Raw genomic sequence first — 21,397 nt, 5'->3', positions numbered from 1 at the left:
GTCCCCGCCGCCCCACCCTCACGGAGAAGCCGGCGGATACAGCGACCGCGGCAACTGCGCAGCCGCCGCCGCGTCCAGGAGCCACAGCGTCCTGGACCGACCGTACGCCCCGGCCGCCGGCGCCTGGATCTCGCCCGCGCCGGACAGCGCGATCGCCGCGGCCTCGGCCTTGTCCTCGCCCGCCGCCAGCAGCCAGACCTCACGTGCCGAACGAATCGCGGGCAGCGTGAGCGTCACTCGCGTCGGCGGCGGCTTCGGAGCGCCGTGCACTCCGACGACCGTGCGCTGGGTCTCCCGAACCGCGGGGAGTTCCGGGAACAGCGAGGCGACATGGGTGTCCGGACCGACCCCCAGCATCAGGACGTCGAAGGTGGGGACCGAACCATGGTTCTCCGGCCCTGCCGCCCGCGCCAGTTCCTCCGCGTACGCGGCAGCGGCCGCCTCCACGTCCGAGCCGGCCGGACCGTCGGAGGCCGGCATCGCGTGCACCCGCTTCGGATCCAGCGGCACCGCGTCCAGCAGGGCCTCGCGGGCCTGTGTGTCGTTGCGCTCCGGATCGCCCTCGGGAAGGAACCGCTCGTCGCCCCACCAGAGGTCGAGCCGGGCCCAGTCGATGGCGTCCCGCGCGGGGGCGGCCGCGAGCGCGGCCAGCAGGCCGTTGCCGTTGCGACCGCCCGTGAGGACCACGGACGCCGAGCCCCGGGAGGCCTGCGCGTCCACGATCTTCGTGATCAGCCGGGCCGCCGCGGCCTGCGCCATCAGCTCCTTGTCGTGGTGGACGACGAGCTGGGGAGTACTCACTTGGCCCCCGCCTTCTTCAGCGGTTCCTGCGCCGCCGCTTCCTTCGCAGCGGCTTCGCCGGAAGAGCCGGCCGCTTCTCCTTTGGCCGGTTCGGCCGGCCGCTCGTCGCCCGCCGGCTCCTCCTCCGCCTTCGCCACGGCGGCCTGCGCCAGCGCCACCGCCTGCTCGGCCTTGGCCACCGCGGCCTCGGCACCCCGCACCGCCGAAGCAGGCACGGAGTTCAGCCGCTCCACCCCGAACCGCAGCGCCGAGGCGTAGGTGTCGTCCGGGTCGAGCCGCCGCAGTTCCTCCGCGATCAGCTCGGCCGTCTCCCGCCGCTTCAGCGCAACCGCACGGTCCGGCTGACCGTCGATGGACAGCGTCGCCAGGGAGCCGTCCGCCCGGTCGAGGACTATCGGGCCGCAGTCGGTGGCCATACGGACCGCCGTCAGACCGGGGCCCGACGACAGCGACCGCTTCACGGGCACGTCCAGCCGGTCCGCGAGCCACATCGCCAGCAGCTCACAGCTCGGGTTGAACTCCTCGCCCTCCACCTCGACGGCCTGCACCTCGCAGACCACCTGGTCCAGAGCCGCCGCCAGCATCGAACGCCACGGCGTGATCCGGGTCCAGGACAGGTCGGTGTCGCCGGGTGTGTAGGTGTCGGCGCGGGCCGACAGATCTCGTACCGGCTGCTCCGAGGCGTAGGTGTCGGTCACCCGGCGCTGGGCCAGCGCCCCCAGCGGGTCGTTGGCCGGGTCGAGCGGTGCGTTCACCGGCCACCAGACCACCACCGGGGCGTCCGGCAGCAGCAGCGGCAGGACGACGGACTGGGCGTGCTCGGACACCTCGCCGTACAGCCGCAGGATCACCGTCTCCCCGGTCCCCGCGTCCGCGCCCACCCGCACCTCGGCGTCCAGCCGGGACGTCGTACGGTCGCGGGGCGAGCGCGAGACGCGCTTGATGACCACCAGCGTGCGCGAGGGGTGCTCGCGCGAGGCGTCGCCGGCGGCCTTCAGGGCGTCGTAGGCGTTCTCCTCGTCCGTGACGATGACCAGCGTGAGCACCATGCCGACGGCCGGCGTGCCGATCGCACGGCGGCCCTGCACCAGCGCCTTGTTGATCTTGCTGGCCGTGGTGTCCGTGAGGTCTGTCTTCATGGCCGGCGCCAGCTCCGTCCCTCTCGTGCGAGCATTTCGTCCGCCTCGACGGGCCCCCAGGTACCGGACGGATACTGGGCCGGCTTGCCGTGCGTGTCCCAGTACTCCTCGATCGGGTCGAGGATCTTCCAGGACAGCTCGACCTCCTCGGTGCGCGGGAAGAGGTTGGAGTCACCCAGGAGGACGTCCAGGATCAGGCGCTCGTACGCCTCCGGGCTGGACTCCGTGAAGGACTCGCCGTAGGCGAAGTCCATCGACACGTCCCGGATCTCCATCGACGTGCCGGGCACCTTGGAGCCGAAGCGGACCGTGACGCCCTCGTCGGGCTGGACGCGGATCACGATCGCGTTCTGGCCCAGCTCCTCGGTGGCCGTCGTGTCGAACGGCGAGTGCGGGGCGCGCTGGAAGACGACCGCGATCTCGGTGACCCGACGTCCCAGGCGCTTGCCGGTGCGCAGATAGAAGGGGACGCCCGCCCAGCGGCGGTTGTCGATCTCCAGCTTCACCGCGGCGTAGGTGTCGGTCTTCGACTTGGCGTCGATGCCCTCCTCCTGGAGGTACCCGACCGCCTTCTCGCCGCCCTGCCAGCCGGCCGCGTACTGTCCGAACACGGTGTCCCGGCCCAGGTCCTTCGGCAGCCGTACGGCACCGAGCACCTTGGTCTTCTCTGCGGCCAGCGCGTCCGCGTCGAAGGAGGCGGGCTCCTCCATGGCGGTCAGCGCCATGAGCTGGAGGAGGTGGTTCTGGATGACGTCACGGGCCGCGCCGATGCCGTCGTAGTAGCCGGCCCGGCCGCCGATGCCGATGTCCTCGGCCATCGTGATCTGGACGTGGTCCACGAAGGACCGGTTCCAGATCGGCTCGAACATCGTGTTGGCGAACCGCAGCGCCAGGATGTTCTGGACGGTCTCCTTGCCCAGGTAGTGGTCGATACGGAAGACCTGGTCCGGGGCGAAGACCTCGTGCACGACCTTGTTGAGCTCCTCGGCCGACTTCAGGTCGTGGCCGAAGGGCTTCTCGATGACCGCGCGGCGCCAGGAGCCGGACGACTGGTCGGCCAGCCCGTGCTTCTTCAGCTGCTGGATGACCACCGGGAAGGAGCGCGGCGGCACCGAGAGGTAGAAGGCGAAGTTGCCGCCCGTGCCCTGGGCCTTGTCCAGCTCCTCGATGGTGCCGCGCAGCCGCTCGAAGGCCTCGTCGTCGTCGAAGGTGCCCTGCACGAAGCGCATGCCCTGGATGAGCTGCTGCCAGACCTCCTCACGGAAGGGCGTGCGGGCGTGCTCCTTGACCGCGTCGTGGACCTCGTTCGCGAAGTCCTCGTGGGCCCACTCGCGCCGGGCGAACCCGACCAGCGAGAAGCCCGGCGGCAGCAGACCCCGGTTGGCGAGGTCATAAACCGCCGGCATCAGCTTCTTACGTGACAAATCGCCCGTAACGCCGAAAATCACCAGGCCCGACGGCCCCGCGATGCGCGGGAGCCGTCGGTCGGCGGCGTCACGAAGCGGGTTCGCTTCAGTGACGTTGAAGGGTGGCAAGGGATCAGCCCTCCGCGGGGGAGAGGCGCTCCAGCTCCGCCTCGGTCGACTTGAGCAGGTCGTTCCAGGACGCCTCGAACTTCTCGACGCCCTCGTCCTCCAGCAGCTGCACCACGTCGTCGTACGAGATGCCCAGGCGCTCGACGGCGTCCAGGTCCGCACGGGCCTGCTCGTAGGTGCCGGCGACGGTGTTGCCGGTGATGTCGCCCTTCTCCTCCGTGGCCTGGAGGGTGGCCTCGGGCATGGTGTTGACCGTGTTCGGCGCCACCAGGTCGTCGACGTAGTGGGTCGGCTTGTACGCCGGGTCCTTCACGCCGGTCGAGGCCCACAGCGGACGCTGCTTGTTGGCGCCCGCGTTCTCCAGCGCGCTCCAGCGGTCCGAGGAGAAGACCTCCTCGTACGCCTGGTAGGCGAGCCGGGCGTTGGCGACGGCGGCCTTGCCGCGCGCGGCCTTGGCCTCGTCGGTGCCGAGCGCGTCGAGGCGCTTGTCGATCTCGGTGTCCACACGGGACACGAAGAAGGACGCCACCGAGCGGATCAGCGACAGGTCGAGCCCGCGCTCCTTGGCCTTCTCCAGACCGGCCAGGTAGGCGTCCATCACCTCGCGGTAGCGCTCCAGCGAGAAGATCAGCGTGACGTTGACGCTGATGCCGAGGCCGATGACCTCGGTGATCGCCGGGAGGCCCGCCCTGGTGGCCGGGATCTTGATGAGGGTGTTCGGGCGGTCGACCAGCCAGGCAAGCTGCTTGGCCTCGGCGACGGTCGCGCGGGTGTTGTGCGCGAGCCGCGGGTCGACCTCGATGGAGACCCGGCCGTCCTGGCCGCCGGTGGCGTCGAAGACCGGGCGCAGGATGTCGGCGGCGTCCCGGACGTCCGCCGTGGTGATCATGCGGATCGCCTCTTCGACCGTCACCTTGCGGGCGGCGAGGTCGGCGACCTGCTGCTCGTAGCCGTCACCGCCGCTGATCGCCTTCTGGAAGATCGACGGGTTGGTGGTGACACCCACGACGTGCTGCTGGTCGATCAGCTCGGCGAGGTTGCCGGACGTGATGCGCTGGCGCGACAGGTCGTCCAGCCAGATCGCGACGCCTTCCTCGGAGAGGCGCTTCAGTGCGTCTGTCATGGAAAATCAAACTCCTACGTCTCGTATGTGAGCGTCAGCGCTGGGCCGCGGACAGGGATTCCCGTGCGACGGCAGCCACGTTCTCGGCAGTGAAGCCGTACTCCCGGAAAAGGACCTTGCCGTCCGCCGAAGCACCGAAGTGCTCCAGGGAAACGATGCGACCCGCGTCCCCGACGAACCTGTGCCAGGTCAGACCGATACCGGCCTCGACGGCGACCCGAGCCTTGACCGCGGGCGGCAGGACGCTGTCCCGGTACCCCTGGTCCTGCTCCTCGAACCACTCCACGCACGGCATCGACACGACCCGCGTCGGCACCCCGTCGGCCTGGAGCCGCTCGCGTGCCTCGACGGCCACGTGCACCTCGGAGCCGGTCGCGATGAGCACGACCTGCGGCTCGCCGCCCTCGGCCTCGAACAGCACGTAACCGCCGCGCGTGGCGTCCTCGTTGGCCTCGTACACCGGGACGCCCTGACGGGTCAGCGCGAGCCCGTGCGGGGCGCCCTTGCCGAACTCCTTCGTGTAGCGCTTGAGAATCTCGCGCCAGGCGATCGCGGTCTCGTTGGCGTCCGCGGGGCGGACGACGTTGAGGCCGGGGATGGCGCGCAGGGACGCGAGGTGCTCGATCGGCTGGTGGGTCGGGCCGTCCTCACCGAGACCGATGGAGTCGTGCGTCCAGACGTACGTCACCGGCAGATGCATCAGCGCCGACAGACGCACGGCGTTGCGCATGTAGTCGGAGAACACCAGGAACGTACCGCCGTAGACACGGGTGTTGCCGTGCAGGGTGATGCCGTTCATCTCCGCGGCCATGGAGTGCTCGCGGATGCCGAAGTGGATCGTGCGGCCGTACGGGTCCGCCTCCGGCAGCGGGTTGTCCGCCGGCAGGAACGACGAGGTCTTGTCGATCGTCGTGTTGTTGGAGCCGGCCAGGTCGGCCGAACCGCCCCACAGCTCGGGGATGACCGCGCCGAGCGCCTGGAGCACCTTGCCGGACGCGGCGCGGGTGGCGACGCCCTTGCCGGGCTCGAAGACCGGGAGCTTCTCCTCCCAGCCGGTGGGCAGCTCGCCCTTGCTGATCCGCTCGAACTCGGCGGCGCGCTCCGGGTTGTTGTCGCGCCACTGCTGGAAGGCCTTCTCCCACACGGCACGGGCGGCCTGGCCACGCTCCAGGGCGCTCCGGGTGTGCGCGATGACCTCGTCCGCGACCTCGAAGGACTGCTCCGGGTCGAAGCCGAGGACGCGCTTGGTGGCCGCGACCTCGTCGTCGCCGAGCGCCGAGCCGTGGGCGGCTTCGGTGTTCTGCGCGTTCGGGGCGGGCCAGGCGATGATCGAGCGCATCGCGATGAAGGACGGCCTGTCCGTCACCTTCTTCGCGGCCTCGATCGCGTCGTACACGGCGTGCGGGTCCAGGTCGCCGTCCGGCTTCGGGGCGACCCGCTGGACGTGCCAGCCGTACGCCTCGTACCGCTTGACGGTGTCCTCGGAGACGGCCGTCTCGGTGTCGCCCTCGATCGAGATGTGGTTGTCGTCCCACAGCAGGATCAGGTTGCCGAGCTTCTGGTGGCCGGCCATCGAGGACGCCTCGGCGGAGATGCCCTCCTGGAGGCAGCCGTCACCGGCGATGCAGTAGATGAAGTGGTCGAAGGGCGAGGTGCCCTCGGCGGCCTCCGGGTCGAACAGTCCGCGCTCGTAGCGCGCCGCCATCGCCATGCCGACGGCGTTGGCCACACCCTGGCCCAGCGGACCGGTCGTCGTCTCGACACCGGTGGTGTGGCCGTACTCCGGGTGACCCGGGGTCTTCGAACCCCACGTCCGGAACGCCTTCAGATCGTCCAGCTCCAGACCGAAGCCGGCCAGGTACAACTGGGTGTAGAGGGTCAGCGACGAGTGTCCGGCGGACAGCACGAAGCGGTCGCGCCCGACCCACTCGGCGTCCGCGGGGTCGTGCCGCATCACCTTCTGGAAGAGGGTGTAGGCGACAGGTGCCAGGCTCATCGCCGTACCCGGATGGCCGTTTCCGACCTTCTGTACGGCGTCGGCGGCCAGGACACGGGCGGTGTCGACGGCCCGCTGGTCCAACTCGGTCCACTCGAGGTCTGTGGTGGTCGGCTTGGTGCTCACCCTGGGTCAGGGCTCCTCTCCACATGTCGGTTGCCGGTGTCACGGGCACACAGCCCACCGGCTGCCGGCGTACTCGGCGTCGGCCGGCCGTTGTCGAGCCTACCCCCGGAAGTACGTGCGTTTTTTCGACTCATTCCAGACTGCCGGGAGTCGCCGGGATGTGCCTCCCGACTGGGACGTTCCGCATTCGGCAAGTGAATACGGAGCCGCTCATCCGGGTGCTCAATCGAGCCGGCGTGCGCCCGTCGGACCGCCCCCTCCAACACGACCCCACCCCCGCGAATGTCCGGGTCTGGGCAACGTCTAGAGTGGCGTGGTACGCGCGAGCCTTTACCGGGACTTCACACGGGGAGGGCTTGCTGGGATGTCTCTGTCAGGGGTGTGCGTGACGGCCGTTGAATCCCGTCCTGCGGGGGTTATCGGGACTAGCGAGAGCCCGAGCCGGCGGCCGGTCGGGGCCCGGGTCAAGGGGTTCGTGGCGCTTACCAAGCCGCGGATCATCGAGCTGCTGCTCATCACCACCGTTCCGGTGATGTTCCTGGCCGAGCAGGGGGTGCCGGACCTCGGCCTCGTCCTCCTCACCTGCCTGGGCGGCTACCTCTCCGCGGGCGGCGCCAACGCGCTGAACATGTACCTCGACCGTGACATCGACGCGCTGATGGACCGCACCTCGCAGCGCCCGCTGGTCACCGGGATGGTCAGCCCGCGCGAGTGCCTGGTCTTCGGCATCAGCCTGGCGGTCGTCTCCACGCTGCTGTTCGGCCTGACGGTCAACTGGCTGTCCGCCTGGCTCTCCCTCGGCGCACTCCTCTTCTACGTCGTCGTCTACACGATGATCCTCAAGCGCCGCACCTCGCAGAACATCGTGTGGGGCGGCATCGCGGGCTGCATGCCGGTGCTGATCGGCTGGTCCGCGGTCACGAACTCGCTGTCGTGGGCCCCGCTCATCCTCTTCATGGTGATCTTCTTCTGGACGCCGCCGCACTACTGGCCGCTGTCCATGAAGGTGAAAGAGGACTACGCGCGCGTGGGCGTGCCGATGCTCCCGGTGATCGCCTCCAACAAGGTCGTCGCCAAGCAGATCGTCATCTACAGCTGGGTGATGGTGGCGGTCTCCCTCCTGTTGACGCCGCTCGGCTACACGGGCTGGTTCTACACGGCGGTCGCGCTGGGCGCCGGCGGCTGGTGGCTGTGGGAGGCGCACGCGCTTCAGACCCGCGCGAAGGCGGAGGTGACGGGCGCGAAGCTGAAGGAGATGCGCCTGTTCCACTGGTCCATCACCTATGTCTCGCTGCTGTTCGTCGCGGTGGCCGTGGACCCGTTCCTGCGCTGACGCAGGTCACAGGGCCCTGCTCTCGCCAGCTGATCTACCCGCGAGTAGCATCCTGGCCATGGCAGACAAGGTGGCCCAGCTGGCCAAGCAGATCAACCACTTCGCGAAGTCCCACGGCGGCGCCGAGGCCCAGGTCGCGTACATCGGCGAGCGCGGCGCCCGCATCGTGCTCGTCGGCGAGGACGGCGGCTGGGGCGACCTGGTCGCACCGTCGTACGAGATCGCCGGGCAGGCCGTGGAGAAGGCCGGGGTCACGCGCCACGAGTCCTTCGACGGCGAGTTCGCCGCGAAGGTGGAGACCGGGCCGTACGAGTGGAAGCGGATGGCCGGCATTCAGATCGGCGGCTGAACAGCCCGCCCCTTCCGCAACACCAAGTCGCCGGTTCACCCGTTAGGACCTGTAGAGCAAGCACAGCGTCCACCACGGGGAGCCCGGATGATCGACACGCCGTCCCTCGTGGACCAGTACTGCCACGGGGTGCTGCGCACGGAGCTGGGCCTCGGCACCTTCGAGGCCCAGCTGGCCCGCACCGAGGGCCCGCCCGCACCCGGCACCACCCTCTTCGACACCCAGACGGGCTTCGCCGTACGCCGCTGGTGTCCGCCCCTGCTCGGCCTGGAACCGCACTGTCCGCCGGCCCGCTATCTGGCCCGGCGCCGAGAACTGGGCGTCCTGGAAGCGGGCCGCAGGCTGTTGCGCGGCAGCGGCATCACCACGTACCTGATCGACACCGGTCTGCCCGGCGACCTCACCGGCCCCCCGGAGATGGCGTCCGCGGCCTCCGCCGACGCCCACGAGATCGTGCGTCTGGAACTCCTCGCCGAACAGGTCGCCGACACCTCCGGCACCGTCGAGTCCTTCCTGGCCAACCTCGCCGAATCGGTGCACGGCGCGGCGGTGAACGCGGTGGCCTTCACATCGGTCGCGGGCGTACGGCACGGCCTCGCGCTCGCGCCGGAGCCGCCGGGGCCCGGGGAGGTGCGGGGCGCCGCGGGGCGCTGGCTGGCGGCGCGCGGCGTGGGGGGCGAGCTGAGCGACCCGGTGCTGCTACGGCATCTGCTGTGGATCGCGGTGGCGTCGGGGCTGCCCTTGCAACTGCACGCGGGGCTGGGGGCGCCCGGGCTGCGCATCGACCGTACCGACCCGGTGCTGCTCACGGACTTCGTCCGCGCCACGGCCGGCCTCGGCACCGATCTGGTCCTGCTGCACGGCTACCCGTACCACCGCCACGCCGCCCACCTGGCCGGCGTCTTCCCGCACGTCTACGCCGACTCCGGCGCCGCCCTCATCCGCACCGGCGCCCGCGCGGCCGGCATCCTCGCCGAGATCCTGGAACTGGCCCCCTTCGGCAAGATCCTCTTCTCCAGCGGCGCCCAGAGCCTGCCTGAACTGCACGTGGTGGGCGCCCGCCTCTTCCGCGAGGCCCTCGCCAGGGTGCTCGGGGGCTGGGTCGCCGAGGGGTCGTGGTCACCGGCGGACGCGCAGAGGGTGGCGGGGATGGTGGCGGCGGGGAACGCCAGGCGGGTGTACGGGCTGGAGTGAGCCCGGCCGGAGCGGGCCGCGCGCGTGTCGGGCGAAGAGCCTTACGCGCGCGTGCCCGGCCGAAGAGCCTTACGCGCGCGTGCCCCGCCGCAGAGCCTTACGCGCGCGTGCCCACCGCGGCCTCGGCCGCCGGGCCGGGGATGCCGATCTCGTCGTGCGGCCGTTCGCGCAGTGCCAGCAGCACCCGCAGGGTCGCGATCCACACCAGGGCGGAGCCCAGCATGTGCAGGCCGACCAGGACTTCCGGCAGGTCGGTGAAGTACTGGACGTAGCCGATGACGCCCTGGGCGAGGAGGATCAGGAAGAGGTCGCGGGTGCGGTTCAGCGGGCCCTTCGGGGCGTCGACCGCCTTGAGGACGAACCACAGGGCGAACGTCAGCGTCACCACGATCCAGGCGAGCACGGCGTGCAGCTTGGTGACGTTCTCCCAGTCGAGCGGCATCCGCTCGACCTCGCTGGAGTCACCCGCGTGCGGTCCCGCGCCGGTGACCACCGTGCCGACCAGGATCAGCAGTACCGAGGCCGCGACCAGGAACCACACCAGTTGCCGCACGGCCTTGCCGACCAGGGGCCGGGGTGCCGCGTCGCTCTCCCGGGCGCGCTGCCACATCACCGTGGCGACCGCGATGAGGGCGGACGTCGCCACGAAGTGGGCGGCGACCGTGTAGGGGTTCAGGCCGACGAGGACGACGATGCCGCCGAGCACGGCATTGCTCATCACGATCCAGAACTGCGCCCACCCGAGGCGGGTCAGGCCGCGCCGGTACGGCTTCGCCGAGCGGGCGGCGATGATCGCCCAGCCGACCGCGGCGCACAGCACGTAGGTCAGCATGCGGTTGCCGAACTCGATGGCGCCGTGCAGGCCCATCTCGCTGGTGGCGGTGAGCGAGTCGTCGGTGCACTTGGGCCAGGTCGGGCAGCCGAGCCCGGACCCGGTGAGGCGGACCGCACCGCCGGTGACCACGATGAGCACCGACATCACGAGCGCGGCGAGGGCCGCCCGTCGGACCGTCCTCGGGGTCGGGGTCCAGCGTGCGGCGATGAAGGCGAGCGGGTTGCGCACGGCCGCCAGGGCGTCGGCGCGGGTCACGTTTGGCACGGGCCCTATCGTAGGCGGCCGCTTGTGCACGCTTTCACGAGGGTCCCGCTCACCCAGTGTCCGGGCTACTCCCAGCGGAAGAACCTGCCGGCCGCCGCCAGCCCGACGACCGCCCACACGGCCAGGATCCCCAGGTCGCCCCACGGCATCCCGGCCCCGTGCTGGAGCACGTCCCGCAGGCCGTCCGACAGGGCCGAGATCGGCAGCAGGCCGAGCACGTCCTGGGCGGCGTCGGGGAACTTGTCCAGCGGAACGACGACCCCGCCGCCGACGAGCAGCAGCAGGAAGACCAGGTTGGCGGCGGCCAGCGTGGCCTCGGCCTTGAGGGTGCCGGCCATCAGCAGCCCGAGCCCGGAGAAGGCGGCCGTGCCGAGGACCAGGAGCAGCAGGACGGCGAGCGGGTTGCCCTGCGGCGACCAGCCCAGCGCGAACGCGATCACCGTCAGCAGCACGATCTGGAGGACCTCGGTGACCAGCACCGACACCGTCTTGGCCGCCATCAGGCCCCAACGCGGCAGCGGTGAGGCGGCCAGCCGCTTCAGCACGCCGTACCTGCGCTCGAAGCCCGTGGCGATGGCCTGTCCCGTGAACGCCGTCGACATCACCGCGAGCGCGAGGATGCCGGGGGCGAGGAAGTCGACGGCCTCGCCGGCGCCCGTGTCGACGATGTCCACCGAGCTGAACAGCACCAGCAGCAGGGTGGGGATCACGACGGTCAGCAGCAACTGCTCGCCGTTGCGCAGCAGCATCTTCGTCTCCAGGGCCGCCTGCGCCCCGATCATGCGGGGGAGAGGGGCGGCGCCCGGCTTCGGGGTGTACGTACCCGAAGCTGTACCGACGATGGTCACGAGCGCAGCTCCTTGCCGGTCAGCTCCAGGAAGACGTCTTCGAGAGTGTGCCGCTCGACCGAGATCCGGTCCGGCATCACCCCGTGCTGCGCGCACCACGAGGTCACCGTCGCGAGCAGCTGGGGGTCGACCTTGCCGCCGACCCGGTACGAGCCCGGCGTCAGCTCCGCGGCCGTGCAGTCCGCGGGCAGCGCCTTGAGCAGCGATCCCACGTCGAGGCCGGGGCGGCCGGTGAAGCGGAGGGTGTTCTCGGCCCCGCCGCGGCACAGGTCCTCGGGGGAGCCCTGGGCGATCACCCGTCCGGCGTCGATGATCGCGACGTCGTCCGCGAGCTGCTCGGCCTCGTCCATGTAGTGGGTGGTGAGGATCACCGAGACACCGTCGGCGCGCAGGTCCCGGACCAGGTCCCAGGTGGCCCGGCGGGCCTGCGGGTCCAGTCCGGCGGTCGGCTCGTCCAGGAACACCAGCTCCGGGCGGCCGACCACGGCCATGGCGAGCGCGAGCCGCTGCTGCTGGCCGCCGGAGAGGCGGCGGTACGTGGTCCGGCCGCAGCCGCCGAGCCCGAGCCGCTCGATGAGGGCGTCCACGTCCAGCGGATGCGCGTGCAGCCTGGCGACATGGCGCAGCATCTCGTCGGCCCGCGCGCCCGAGTAGACGCCGCCGGACTGGAGCATCACGCCGATACGGGGCCGCAGCGCGCCGGACTGTCTCACCGGGTCGAGGCCCAGCACCCGCACGGTGCCGGAGTCGGGCCTGCGGTATCCCTCGCAGGTCTCGACGGTCGTCGTCTTGCCCGCGCCGTTGGGTCCGAGTACGGCGGTGATCCCCGCCTGGGCCACCAGGTCGAGACCGTTGACCGCGGTTTTGTCGCCGTACCGCTTCATCAGGGCCTGGACCTGGAGCACGGGCTCAGTTCGCATGGCTCAAGAGTCTAGGTAGGCGGCCGGTCCCCCATACGGCCGGGTTCAGATCTCCCGCTCAGCGAATCGCTCCGGAGTGATCGACACCTTCGGCCGGGCCGGCGGGCGTCGCGAAATGGGCCCCTGCCACGAACGGAGCAAGGTGCTGCTCGCGGTTGGGTCGTCGGCGGTTCACGGGACAAGAGGGCCGGTCGGAGGGGGTGTGGGCTTGGTTCGGGGGTGCGGCGGAAAGGACTCGGTGGCACCCGTGGTTTGATCGATCAAAGATCGTTTCCGCAGGTCAGATTAGGTATGCCTAAGTGACGCAGGGCACCTTCGGGGTGCGCGGACGCGGCTTGCCTGGCTCTGAGGAATTACGCAACAATGGCGTTGTGAAAAACGTCGGCGAGGCTCGGGAGACCCCCACGGGGGCCCCTCAGGAGGAGCTCGCGACCGGGGAGCGTTCCACACGCAACCGCGTCGCGCGATCCATCCTGGACCACGGCCCGTCGACCGTCGCCGAGCTGGCCGGACGGCTGGGGCTGACCCAGGCCGCCGTACGCAGGCATCTGGACGCGCTGGTCGCGGACGACGTCGTGGAGGCCCGGGAACAGCGGGTGTACGGCACGCGCACGCGTGGCCGTCCCGCCAAGGTCTTCGCGCTCACCGACTGCGGCCGCGACGCCTTCGACCAGTCGTACGACAAGCTCGCCGCGGACGCCCTGAAGTGGATCGCCGAGCGCGAGGGCGGGCAGGAGGCGGTCGCCGCCTTCGCCCGTGCCCGGATCGCCGCTCAGGCGCGCGCGTACCGCAAGGCGATCGAGGCCGTCAGCCCGGACCAACGCGCCGAAGCGCTGGCCAAGGCCCTGAGCGTCGACGGGTACGCTGCTACGGCGCGCAGCGCACCCCTCCCTCAAAAAGGCGAGCAGCTCTGCCAGCACCACTGCCCGGTCGCCCATGTGGCGGAGCAGTTCCCCCAGCTGTGCGAGGCGGAGACGGAGATCTTCGCCGAGCTGCTCGGAACGCACGTCCAGAGACTGGCGACCATCGCGCACGGCGACGGCGTCTGCACGACGTTCATCCCCAAGATTTCCCACACCACCGATAACGCATCTGCAAGCACGGCCGGGAGGAACCCCGCATGACTCTCCCCACGGAGACTGCCCACCCCGAGCTCGAGGGCCTGGGCAAGTACGAATACGGCTGGGCCGACTCCGACACGGCCGGCGCCTCTGCCAAGCGCGGCATCAACGAGGACGTCGTCCGCGACATCTCCGCGAAGAAGAACGAGCCGGACTGGATGACCAAGCTCCGCCTCAAGGGTCTGCGGCTGTTCGACAAGAAGCCCATGCCGAACTGGGGCTCGGACCTCTCCGGCATCGACTTCGACAACATCAAGTACTTCGTGCGTTCCACGGAGAAGCAGGCGGAGTCCTGGGAGGACCTGCCCGAGGACATCAAGAACACGTACGACAAGCTCGGCATCCCCGAGGCGGAGAAGCAGCGCCTCGTCGCCGGTGTCGCGGCCCAGTACGAGTCCGAGGTCGTCTACCACCAGATCCGCGAGGACCTGGAGGAGCAGGGCGTCATCTTCCTGGACACCGACACGGCCCTGAAGGAGCACCCGGAGCTCTTCAAGGAGTACTTCGGCACCGTCATCCCGGTCGGCGACAACAAGTTCGCGTCGCTGAACACCGCCGTGTGGTCGGGCGGCTCCTTCATCTACGTGCCGCCGGGCGTGCACGTCGAGATCCCGCTCCAGGCCTACTTCCGCATCAACACGGAGAACATGGGCCAGTTCGAGCGGACCCTGATCATCGTCGACGAGGGTGCCTACGTGCACTACGTCGAGGGCTGCACGGCCCCGATCTACAAGTCGGACTCGCTGCACTCCGCGGTCGTCGAGATCATCGTCAAGAAGAACGCCCGCTGCCGCTACACGACCATCCAGAACTGGTCGAACAACGTCTACAACCTGGTCACCAAGCGTGCCGTCGCCTACGAGGGCGCGACCATGGAGTGGATCGACGGCAACATCGGCTCCAAGGTGACGATGAAGTACCCGGCCGTCTACCTGATGGGCGAGCACGCCAAGGGCGAGACCCTGTCCATCGCCTTCGCGGGCGAGGGGCAGCACCAGGACGCCGGCTCCAAGATGGTCCACATGGCGCCGAACACCTCCTCCAACATCGTGTCGAAGTCCGTGGCGCGTGGTGGCGGCCGTACCTCGTACCGCGGTCTGGTCGAGATCGGTGAGGGCGCCCACGGCTCGAAGTCCAACGTGCTGTGCGACGCGCTGCTCGTCGACACCATCTCCCGCTCCGACACGTACCCCTACGTGGACGTCCGCGAGGACGACGTGTCCATGGGCCACGAGGCGACCGTCTCCAAGGTCTCCGAGGACCAGCTCTTCTACCTGATGAGCCGCGGTCTGAGCGAGTTCGAGGCGATGGCGATGATCGTGCGCGGCTTCGTCGAGCCGATCGCCAAGGAGCTGCCCATGGAGTACGCCCTCGAGCTCAACCGGCTGATCGAGCTGCAAATGGAAGGCGCGGTCGGTTAAGACCGGTCTCCGTACCAGCAGCCAGCGAATTCTGACGTAGGAAAGAGAGCAGACCGACAGCCATGGCTGAGGCTCAGAACATCCCCGTGGGCTCCACCACCGCGGGCCAGATCGCGGTGGCCGCAGAGTCGACCGTCGCCACGCGCATGAGCGCGCCCCCGTCCTTCGACGTGGCGGACTTCCCGGTCCCGCACGGCCGCGAGGAGGAGTGGCGGTTCACCCCGCTGGAGCGCCTGCGCGGGCTGCACGACGGCACCGCCGTGGCGACCGGCGACGGTCTCCAGGTCACCGTAGAGGCCCCCGAGGGCGTCACCGTCGAGACCGTCGGCCGCGACGACGCCCGCCTCGGCAAGGCGGGCATGCCCGTGGACCGCGTCGCCGCCCAGGCGTACTCGGCGTTCGAGAAGGCCGGTGTGATCACCGTCCCCAAGGAGACGGTCCTCACCGAGCCGATCCGCATCGCCGTGCACGGCGAGGGCGGGGTCGCCTACGGCCACCAGGTCGTGGAGCTCAAAGCCTTCGCCGAGGCCGTCGTCGTCATCGACCACACCGGTGACGCCGTGCTCGCGGCCAACGTCGACTACATCCTGGGCGACGGCGCCAAGCTCACCGTCGTCTCCGTCCAGGACTGGGACGACAAGGCCGTGCACGTGGGCCAGCACAACGCGCTGATCGGCCGCGACGCCTCCTTCAAGTCGTTCGTGGTCACCTTCGGCGGCGACCTCGTACGTCTCCACCCGCGCGTCGCCTACGCCGGCACCGGCGGCGAGGCCGAGCTCTTCGGCCTCTACTTCACGGACGCCGGTCAGCACCAGGAGCACCGCCTGCTGGTCGACCACAACACCCCGCACTGCAAGTCGAACGTCGCCTACAAGGGCGCGCTCCAGGGCGACGAAGCGCACGCGGTGTGGATCGGCGACGTGCTGATCGAGGCCAAGGCCGAGGGCACGGACACCTACGAGATGAACCGCAACCTGGTTCTGACCGACGGCGCCCGCGTCGACTCCGTGCCGAACCTGGAGATCGAGACCGGCGAGATCGTCGGAGCCGGCCACGCCTCGGCGACCGGCCGCTTCGACGACGAGCAGCTCTTCTACCTGATGGCCCGCGGCATCCCGGCCGACGAGGCCCGTCGCCTGGTCGTGCGCGGCTTCTTCGCCGAGCTCGTCCAGCAGATCGGCGTCGACGACATCGAAGAGCGCCTCCTCGTGAAGATCGACGAGGAGCTGGAGTTCGTGTCATGACCGGGCCGACGGCTTTCGTACGCGCCTGTGGGCTGAGCGAGCTGGAGGAGGACACCCCGAAGCGGGTGGAACTCGACGGCACGCCGGTCTCGGTCGTGCAGACCGAGGGCGAGGTGTTCGCCATCCACGACATCTGCTCCCACGCGAACGTGTCGCTCTCCGAGGGCGAGGTGGAGGACTGCCAGATCGAGTGCTGGCTGCACGGGTCCTCGTTCGACCTCCGCACCGGTAAGCCGTCCGGCCTCCCCGCGACGCGCCCCGTCCCCGTATACCCCGTAAAGATCGAAGGGGACGACGTTCTCGTCTCCCTCACCCAGGAGTCCTGAGGCACCCATGGCAACGCTTGAAATCCGAGACCTGCACGTCACCGTCGAGGCCGACAACGCCACGAAGGAGATCCTCAAGGGCGTCGACCTCACCGTGAAGCAGGGCGAGACGCACGCCATCATGGGCCCCAACGGCTCGGGCAAGTCGACTCTCGCCTACTCCCTCGCGGGTCACCCGAAGTACACGATCACCCAGGGCACCGTCACCCTCGACGGCGAGGACGTCCTGGAGATGTCCGTCGACGAGCGCGCCCGCGCCGGCCTGTTCCTGGCGATGCAGTACCCGGTCGAGGTACCCGGCGTGTCCGTGTCGAACTTCCTCCGTACCTCCGCCACCGCCATCCGCGGCGAGGCCCCCAAGCTGCGCACCTGGGTGAAGGAGGTCAAGGAGGCCATGGAGCGCCTCAACATGGACCCGTCCTTCGCCGAGCGCAACGTCAACGAGGGCTTCTCCGGCGGTGAGAAGAAGCGCCACGAGATCCTTCAGCTGGAGCTGCTCAAGCCGAAGATCGCGATCCTCGACGAGACCGACTCCGGCCTGGACGTCGACGCCCTGCGCGTCGTCTCCGAGGGCGTGAACCGGGTCCGTGAGACCGGTGAGGTCGGCACCCTGCTGATCACCCACTACACGCGCATCCTGCGCTACATCAAGCCCGACCACGTCCACGTCTTCGCCAACGGCCGTATCGCCGAGTCCGGCGGAGCGGAGCTCGCGGACCAGCTCGAGGCCGAGGGCTACGACAAGTACGTGAAGGGTGGCGTATCCGCGTGACACAGCTGCCGGGCCTCCTCGACACCGAGGCGCTGCGCAAGGACTTCCCGATCCTGGACCGTGTCGTCCACGACGGCAGGAAGCTCGTGTACCTGGACAACGCGGCGACCTCGCAGACGCCGCGCCAGGTGCTCGATGTGCTCTCCGAGTACTACGAGCAGCACAACGCCAACGTCCACCGTGGCGTGCACGTCCTCGCCGAGGAGGCCACGGCGCTGTACGAGGGCGCGCGCGACAAGGTCGCGGAGTTCATCAACGCGCCCTCGCGCGACGAGGTGATCTTCACCAAGAACGCCTCCGAGTCGCTCAACCTCGTGGCCAACATGCTCGGCTGGGCCGACGAGCCCTACCGGGTGGACCACGAGACCGAGATCGTCATCACGGAGATGGAGCACCACTCCAACATCGTGCCGTGGCAGCTGCTCGCGCAGCGCACGGGCGCGAAGCTGAAGTGGTTCGGCCTCACCGACGACGGCCGGCTCGACCTGTCCAACATCGACGAGGTCATCACGGAGAAGACGAAGATCGTCTCCTTCGTGCTGGTGTCCAACATCCTGGGCACCTTCAACCCCGTCGAGGCGATAGTGCGCCGCGCGCAGGAGGTCGGCGCGCTGGTGTGCATCGACGCCTCGCAGGCGGCGCCCCACATGCCGCTGGACGTGCAGTCGCTCCAGGCCGACTTCGTGGCCTTCACCGGCCACAAGATGTGCGGCCCGACCGGCATCGGCGTGCTCTGGGGCCGCCAGGAGCTGCTGGAGGACCTGCCTCCGTTCCTGGGCGGCGGCGAGATGATCGAGACGGTGTCGATGCACTCGTCGACGTACGCTCCCGCCCCGCACAAGTTCGAGGCGGGCACGCCGCCGATCTCCCAGGCGATCGGCCTCGGCGCGGCGATCGACTACCTCAACTCGATCGGCATGGACAAGATCCTCGCCCACGAGCACGCGCTCACCGAGTACGCGGTGAAGCGGTTCGCGGAGGTGCCGGACCTCAGGATCATCGGCCCCACCACGGCCGAGGAGCGAGGCGCCGCGATCTCCTTCACGCTCGGCGACATCCACCCGCACGACGTGGGCCAGGTTCTCGACGAGCAGGGCATCGCGGTCCGGGTCGGCCACCACTGCGCCCGCCCGGTGTGCCTGCGGTACGGAATTCCTGCGACCACGCGAGCGTCGTTCTATCTGTACTCCACGCCGGCCGAGATCGACGCTCTGGTGGACGGCTTGGAGCACGTCCGGAACTTCTTCGGCTGACGGGACGGGACGAGCGACGCATGAAGCTGGATTCGATGTACCAGGAAGTCATCCTGGACCACTACAAGAACCCGCAGGGGCGGGGCTTGCGGGATGGCGACGCCGAGGTGCACCACGTGAACCCGACGTGCGGCGATGAGATCACCCTGCGCGTGAGGTACGACGGCACGAAGATCGAGGACGTCTCGTACGAGGGCCAGGGCTGTTCCATCAGCCAGGCGAGCGCGTCCGTACTGAACGAACTTCTCGTCGGCAAGGACCTCTCCGACGCGCAGAAGATCCAGGAGACCTTCCTGGAGCTGATGCAGTCCAAGGGGAAGCTGGAGCCCGACGACGCCATGGAGGAGGTTCTGGAGGACGCGGTCGCGTTCGCCGGAGTCTCCAAGTACCCCGCCCGGGTCAAGTGCGCCCTCCTGAGCTGGATGGCGTGGAAGGACGCGACGGCCCAGGCGCTGGGTGCCGACGCCGACGCCGAAAGGAAGACGGCATGAGTGACACCGTGGAGATGAAGCCGGCCTCGGAGGAAGAGGTCCGTGAGGCGCTGTACGACGTCGTCGACCCCGAGCTGGGTATCGACGTCGTCAATCTCGGCCTCATCTACGGCATCCACATCGACGACGCGAACATCGCGACGCTCGACATGACCCTGACCTCGGCGGCCTGTCCCCTGACGGACGTCATCGAGGACCAGGCCAAGTCCGCCACGGACGGCCTGGTCAGCGAGCTGCGCATCAACTGGGTGTGGATGCCGCCGTGGGGCCCGGACAAGATCACGGACGACGGCCGGGAGCAGCTTCGGGCGCTCGGCTTCAACGTCTGAGACTCCCCGTTCACGGGAAAGCGGCGGCACCTGCCGGGTGTCGCCGCTTTCGTGTGCTCAGGCCGGCCCGTTCACCAGCCGGAACGAGGAGTCCGCCAGGTACAGGGAGCTGTGTTCGTAGCGTTCGAGGCGGACGACGAAGTTCTTGTGGCGCAGGAAGTAGCCCGGGTAGTTGACCGACTCCAGCATCGTCGCGTCGGAGCCGTACGACGAGCCGCGCGGGCAGAACGTGGCGTCCTGGGCGAACAGGGCGGAGCCGTCGTGGCGTTCGGCGCGCAGGACGAAGTTGCGGTGGCGCAGGTACGTGCCGTCGTGTGTGGCGAAGGACTGACAGGAGCTGTCGGCAAGTCCCTTGACCTGCTTGAAGGTGGAGTCCTCGCGGGACTCCGAGCCACGGACCGGGTCCAGTTTCACCTGGCCGTCGCTCACATGCCAGTAGCGGTCGGGGTAGTTGACCGCGCGTATGGACCGCCAGATGGTGGTGGTGGCGGGGGGCTGGGCGGCGCCGGTCGGTGAACTCGCCCCGTGGGGAGCCGACTTGGACGGATCCGGTGCGGGCGCGGAGGTGGTGGCGTCGTGCCGGCGGGGAGTTTCGCTCGTCCCGCGTGCCGTCGACAGGCCGCTCTTGCCCTTCGGGGGTGCGGTCCCCGACGGGGTGGCGAAGGAGATCAGGCCCGGGACCGCGGAGCCCTCGGCGGCGGGTGAGGCAGCCGCCGACGTATCGTCAGAAGCCCCTTCGGACAAGGCGATCGCCGTGACACAGGCGATGACCGTCGCCACCGCGATCCCACCCGCCAGCCACAGACGGCGCGTTCCCGGCGCCCGCGAGGTGTCCGGGGCCCAGCCGTTCTCCCAGGGGGGTTGGTCCTGAGCCGGCTGGGACTTGTTTCCAGGCATGCGGTGTTCCTCCAGCGGCGTCAGGAGACGACAGCCGCGGTTACGAAGGACCGGTATGTGAACGGTGAAACACTAGTGGACCCCGTGGCCCTGGAGCACCTGTTTGGAACGAGCCGTATCCAGATCGGTTCCGGCCCGCGGGGAGTTGGGCGGCGACGGCGTCCGAAGGGCGCCCGCGCCGTGTCCGCGCCTCTGCTCCGCCCTGTGTCCCTGTGCTCTCAGCGCCGGTACGCCCCGGCCGCGATCCCCGCCAGCGACCGGATCAACGGATTCCCGTCGCCCTCGTTCCACGCCAGCAGCACCCGGCTCGGGGCCATGTCGACGACCGGTACCACCGCCAGTTCGCCGGGCATCTCGTGTCCGAGCGGGGCCATCCCGACGGTGCCGTTCCAGAGCACGGCCTGCACACACTCCTGGACGCCGCGCACCACAGGGCCTTCGCGGGGCTCGCCGCCGTTCCAGTACGCCTGCCAGAGCGGGTCCGTGTCGGCCGGGAACTGGAACCAGCGCCGGCCGGCCAGGTCGGACAGCGTCAGATGGTCGCGCTGGGCGAGCGGGTCGTCGGCGCGCAGGACGGCGCCCACCTGGTCGGCGCGCAACTCGTGCACGGTCAGCCCGGTCGCGTCGAACGGCCCCCGGGTCAGGGCGACATCGACGACACCGGCGCGCAGACCGCAGGTCGGATCGGTCAGGTCGGTCTCGCGGATCCGGACCTCCACCCCGGGGTGACGCCTGCGGTACGCGTCCGCCAGCCGTGTGGCCCCCCGATCGGTGCTGTCGCCCAGGAAGCCGACGGTGAGGGTGGTGGCGCCGGCCGCCGTCGCCACCCGTACACGCACCTGGTCGGCCCGGTCGAGCAGGGCCCGCGCCTCGTCCAGCAGTGTCGCTCCGGCCGGAGTGAGGGTGACCCCGGCGGGGGAGCGGTTCAGCAGGGGCGCTCCGACGTCGGACTCCAGTTGCCTGATCGCCCGGCTCAGCGGGGGCTGGCTCATGTGCAGCCGGGCGGCGGCCCGGCCGAAGTGGAGTTCCTCGGCGACGGCCACGAAATAGCGCAGCGTACGCAGCTCCATGACCAGCAAG

Annotated in this window: 21 protein-coding genes; 11 read left to right on the top strand and 10 right to left on the bottom strand. The window is 69.7% G+C overall.

Annotation, left to right across the window (positions count from 1 at the left end):
- Positions 1-18: 18 nt before the first annotated feature.
- From pgl to tkt, 5 genes are read right to left on the bottom strand one after another with little or no spacing between them, the layout of a single operon-like run.
- Entirely contained in the window at positions 19-801 is a 783-nt protein-coding gene (gene pgl / locus ACIQWG_RS06930) for a 6-phosphogluconolactonase (protein ID WP_404091322.1), read from the bottom strand.
- Positions 798-1,940, bottom strand: a complete 1,143-nt coding sequence (opcA, locus tag ACIQWG_RS06925) for a glucose-6-phosphate dehydrogenase assembly protein OpcA (RefSeq protein WP_404091319.1) — start codon at positions 1,938-1,940, stop codon at positions 798-800. The genes pgl and opcA overlap by 4 nt, the downstream gene beginning before the upstream one ends.
- Positions 1,937-3,475 (bottom strand): glucose-6-phosphate dehydrogenase, encoded by a 1,539-nt coding sequence (gene zwf, locus ACIQWG_RS06920; protein ID WP_404091317.1) that lies wholly within the window; start codon positions 3,473-3,475, stop codon positions 1,937-1,939. The genes opcA and zwf overlap by 4 nt, the downstream gene beginning before the upstream one ends.
- A gap of 4 nt (positions 3,476-3,479) precedes the next feature.
- The gene (gene tal / locus ACIQWG_RS06915; RefSeq protein ID WP_404091314.1) at positions 3,480-4,598 is read right to left on the bottom strand and encodes a transaldolase; all 1,119 of its coding nucleotides are present in this window, start codon (positions 4,596-4,598) and stop codon (positions 3,480-3,482) included.
- 34 nt (positions 4,599-4,632) lie between these two features.
- Positions 4,633-6,720 carry a transketolase gene (gene tkt / locus ACIQWG_RS06910; protein WP_404091311.1) on the bottom strand — a complete coding sequence of 696 codons (2,088 nt, stop codon included), beginning with the start codon at positions 6,718-6,720 and terminating at the stop codon, positions 4,633-4,635.
- Between the two features lie 364 nt (positions 6,721-7,084).
- On the opposite strand from tkt, the gene ACIQWG_RS06905 reads away from it, so the two are divergent.
- The 3 genes from ACIQWG_RS06905 (at position 7,085) to ACIQWG_RS06895 (ending at position 9,596) form a co-directional block, all read left to right on the top strand.
- Positions 7,085-8,053: a heme o synthase gene (locus ACIQWG_RS06905; RefSeq protein WP_404091309.1), complete on the top strand. Its 969-nt coding sequence runs from the start codon at positions 7,085-7,087 to the stop codon at positions 8,051-8,053.
- 58 nt (positions 8,054-8,111) lie between these two features.
- Entirely contained in the window at positions 8,112-8,402 is a 291-nt protein-coding gene (locus ACIQWG_RS06900) for a hypothetical protein (protein ID WP_404091307.1), read from the top strand.
- Between the two features lie 87 nt (positions 8,403-8,489).
- Positions 8,490-9,596 (top strand): amidohydrolase family protein, encoded by a 1,107-nt coding sequence (locus ACIQWG_RS06895; RefSeq protein WP_404091304.1) that lies wholly within the window; start codon positions 8,490-8,492, stop codon positions 9,594-9,596.
- A gap of 97 nt (positions 9,597-9,693) precedes the next feature.
- Here ACIQWG_RS06895 and ACIQWG_RS06890 read toward each other — a convergent pair whose 3' ends face one another.
- The 3 genes from ACIQWG_RS06890 to ACIQWG_RS06880 all read right to left on the bottom strand — a co-directional run bounded on the left by ACIQWG_RS06890 (position 9,694) and on the right by ACIQWG_RS06880 (position 12,463).
- A complete protein-coding gene (locus ACIQWG_RS06890; RefSeq protein WP_404093469.1) occupies positions 9,694-10,686 on the bottom strand; it encodes a heme A synthase in 993 nt (330 codons plus the stop codon).
- 74 nt (positions 10,687-10,760) lie between these two features.
- The gene (locus tag ACIQWG_RS06885) at positions 10,761-11,477 is read right to left on the bottom strand and encodes an ABC transporter permease (RefSeq protein WP_404093467.1); all 717 of its coding nucleotides are present in this window, start codon (positions 11,475-11,477) and stop codon (positions 10,761-10,763) included.
- Between the two features lie 62 nt (positions 11,478-11,539).
- A complete protein-coding gene (locus ACIQWG_RS06880) occupies positions 11,540-12,463 on the bottom strand; it encodes an ABC transporter ATP-binding protein (RefSeq protein WP_404091301.1) in 924 nt (307 codons plus the stop codon).
- Between the two features lie 371 nt (positions 12,464-12,834).
- Here ACIQWG_RS06880 and ACIQWG_RS06875 point away from each other — a divergent pair, with 371 nt between their 5' ends.
- The 8 genes from ACIQWG_RS06875 to ACIQWG_RS06840 all read left to right on the top strand — a co-directional run bounded on the left by ACIQWG_RS06875 (position 12,835) and on the right by ACIQWG_RS06840 (position 19,420).
- On the top strand, positions 12,835-13,587 hold the full coding sequence (locus ACIQWG_RS06875; RefSeq protein WP_404091298.1) for a helix-turn-helix transcriptional regulator: 753 nt from the start codon (positions 12,835-12,837) through the stop codon (positions 13,585-13,587).
- The gene (gene sufB / locus ACIQWG_RS06870) at positions 13,584-15,005 is read left to right on the top strand and encodes a Fe-S cluster assembly protein SufB (protein WP_404091295.1); all 1,422 of its coding nucleotides are present in this window, start codon (positions 13,584-13,586) and stop codon (positions 15,003-15,005) included. The genes ACIQWG_RS06875 and sufB overlap by 4 nt, the downstream gene beginning before the upstream one ends.
- A 62-nt stretch (positions 15,006-15,067) precedes the next feature.
- Positions 15,068-16,249, top strand: coding sequence for a Fe-S cluster assembly protein SufD (gene sufD / locus ACIQWG_RS06865; protein ID WP_404091292.1), 1,182 nt, complete (start codon positions 15,068-15,070; stop codon positions 16,247-16,249).
- Complete coding sequence (locus ACIQWG_RS06860) at positions 16,246-16,575, top strand: non-heme iron oxygenase ferredoxin subunit (protein WP_404091289.1); 330 nt, start codon at positions 16,246-16,248, stop codon at positions 16,573-16,575. The genes sufD and ACIQWG_RS06860 overlap by 4 nt, the downstream gene beginning before the upstream one ends.
- A gap of 7 nt (positions 16,576-16,582) precedes the next feature.
- Positions 16,583-17,347, top strand: coding sequence for a Fe-S cluster assembly ATPase SufC (gene sufC, locus ACIQWG_RS06855; RefSeq protein ID WP_404091286.1), 765 nt, complete (start codon positions 16,583-16,585; stop codon positions 17,345-17,347).
- Entirely contained in the window at positions 17,344-18,600 is a 1,257-nt protein-coding gene (locus tag ACIQWG_RS06850) for a cysteine desulfurase (RefSeq protein ID WP_404091283.1), read from the top strand. The genes sufC and ACIQWG_RS06850 overlap by 4 nt, the downstream gene beginning before the upstream one ends.
- A gap of 20 nt (positions 18,601-18,620) precedes the next feature.
- Positions 18,621-19,091, top strand: coding sequence for a Fe-S cluster assembly sulfur transfer protein SufU (gene sufU / locus ACIQWG_RS06845; protein WP_404091282.1), 471 nt, complete (start codon positions 18,621-18,623; stop codon positions 19,089-19,091).
- Positions 19,088-19,420, top strand: a complete 333-nt coding sequence (locus ACIQWG_RS06840; protein WP_057618336.1) for a metal-sulfur cluster assembly factor — start codon at positions 19,088-19,090, stop codon at positions 19,418-19,420. The genes sufU and ACIQWG_RS06840 overlap by 4 nt, the downstream gene beginning before the upstream one ends.
- A gap of 57 nt (positions 19,421-19,477) precedes the next feature.
- Here ACIQWG_RS06840 and ACIQWG_RS06835 read toward each other — a convergent pair whose 3' ends face one another.
- Both ACIQWG_RS06835 and ACIQWG_RS06830 read right to left on the bottom strand, forming a co-directional pair.
- Positions 19,478-20,317, bottom strand: a complete 840-nt coding sequence (locus tag ACIQWG_RS06835; RefSeq protein WP_404091277.1) for an AbfB domain-containing protein — start codon at positions 20,315-20,317, stop codon at positions 19,478-19,480.
- 218 nt (positions 20,318-20,535) lie between these two features.
- On the bottom strand, positions 20,536-21,387 hold the full coding sequence (locus tag ACIQWG_RS06830) for a LysR substrate-binding domain-containing protein (RefSeq protein WP_404091274.1): 852 nt from the start codon (positions 21,385-21,387) through the stop codon (positions 20,536-20,538).
- Positions 21,388-21,397 lie beyond the last annotated feature (10 nt).

The organism is Streptomyces sp. NPDC098781, from assembly GCF_044759995.1.
GTDB lineage: Bacteria > Actinomycetota > Actinomycetes > Streptomycetales > Streptomycetaceae > Streptomyces.
Note: the sequence above shows the minus strand (reverse complement) of the source record. Positions and strands in the feature narration are given on the sequence as shown.

Bases quoted from the DNA above. Each gene is read 5' to 3' on its own strand.
- opcA (WP_404091319.1), bottom strand. From the start codon at position 1,940: ATGAAGACAGACCTCACGGACACCACGGCCAGCAAGATCAACAAGGCG.
- tal (WP_404091314.1), bottom strand. From the start codon at position 4,598: ATGACAGACGCACTGAAGCGCCTCTCCGAGGAAGGCGTCGCGATCTGG.
- ACIQWG_RS06905 (WP_404091309.1), top strand. From the start codon at position 7,085: ATGTCTCTGTCAGGGGTGTGCGTGACGGCCGTTGAATCCCGTCCTGCG.
- ACIQWG_RS06900 (WP_404091307.1), top strand. From the start codon at position 8,112: ATGGCAGACAAGGTGGCCCAGCTGGCCAAGCAGATCAACCACTTCGCG.
- ACIQWG_RS06895 (WP_404091304.1), top strand. From the start codon at position 8,490: ATGATCGACACGCCGTCCCTCGTGGACCAGTACTGCCACGGGGTGCTG.
- ACIQWG_RS06885 (WP_404093467.1), bottom strand. From the start codon at position 11,477: ATGATCGGGGCGCAGGCGGCCCTGGAGACGAAGATGCTGCTGCGCAAC.
- ACIQWG_RS06880 (WP_404091301.1), bottom strand. From the start codon at position 12,463: ATGCGAACTGAGCCCGTGCTCCAGGTCCAGGCCCTGATGAAGCGGTAC.
- sufB (WP_404091295.1), top strand. From the start codon at position 13,584: ATGACTCTCCCCACGGAGACTGCCCACCCCGAGCTCGAGGGCCTGGGC.
- sufD (WP_404091292.1), top strand. From the start codon at position 15,068: ATGGCTGAGGCTCAGAACATCCCCGTGGGCTCCACCACCGCGGGCCAG.
- ACIQWG_RS06860 (WP_404091289.1), top strand. From the start codon at position 16,246: ATGACCGGGCCGACGGCTTTCGTACGCGCCTGTGGGCTGAGCGAGCTG.
- sufC (WP_404091286.1), top strand. From the start codon at position 16,583: ATGGCAACGCTTGAAATCCGAGACCTGCACGTCACCGTCGAGGCCGAC.
- sufU (WP_404091282.1), top strand. From the start codon at position 18,621: ATGAAGCTGGATTCGATGTACCAGGAAGTCATCCTGGACCACTACAAG.
- ACIQWG_RS06840 (WP_057618336.1), top strand. From the start codon at position 19,088: ATGAGTGACACCGTGGAGATGAAGCCGGCCTCGGAGGAAGAGGTCCGT.
- ACIQWG_RS06835 (WP_404091277.1), bottom strand. From the start codon at position 20,317: ATGCCTGGAAACAAGTCCCAGCCGGCTCAGGACCAACCCCCCTGGGAG.
- ACIQWG_RS06830 (WP_404091274.1), bottom strand. From the start codon at position 21,387: ATGGAGCTGCGTACGCTGCGCTATTTCGTGGCCGTCGCCGAGGAACTC.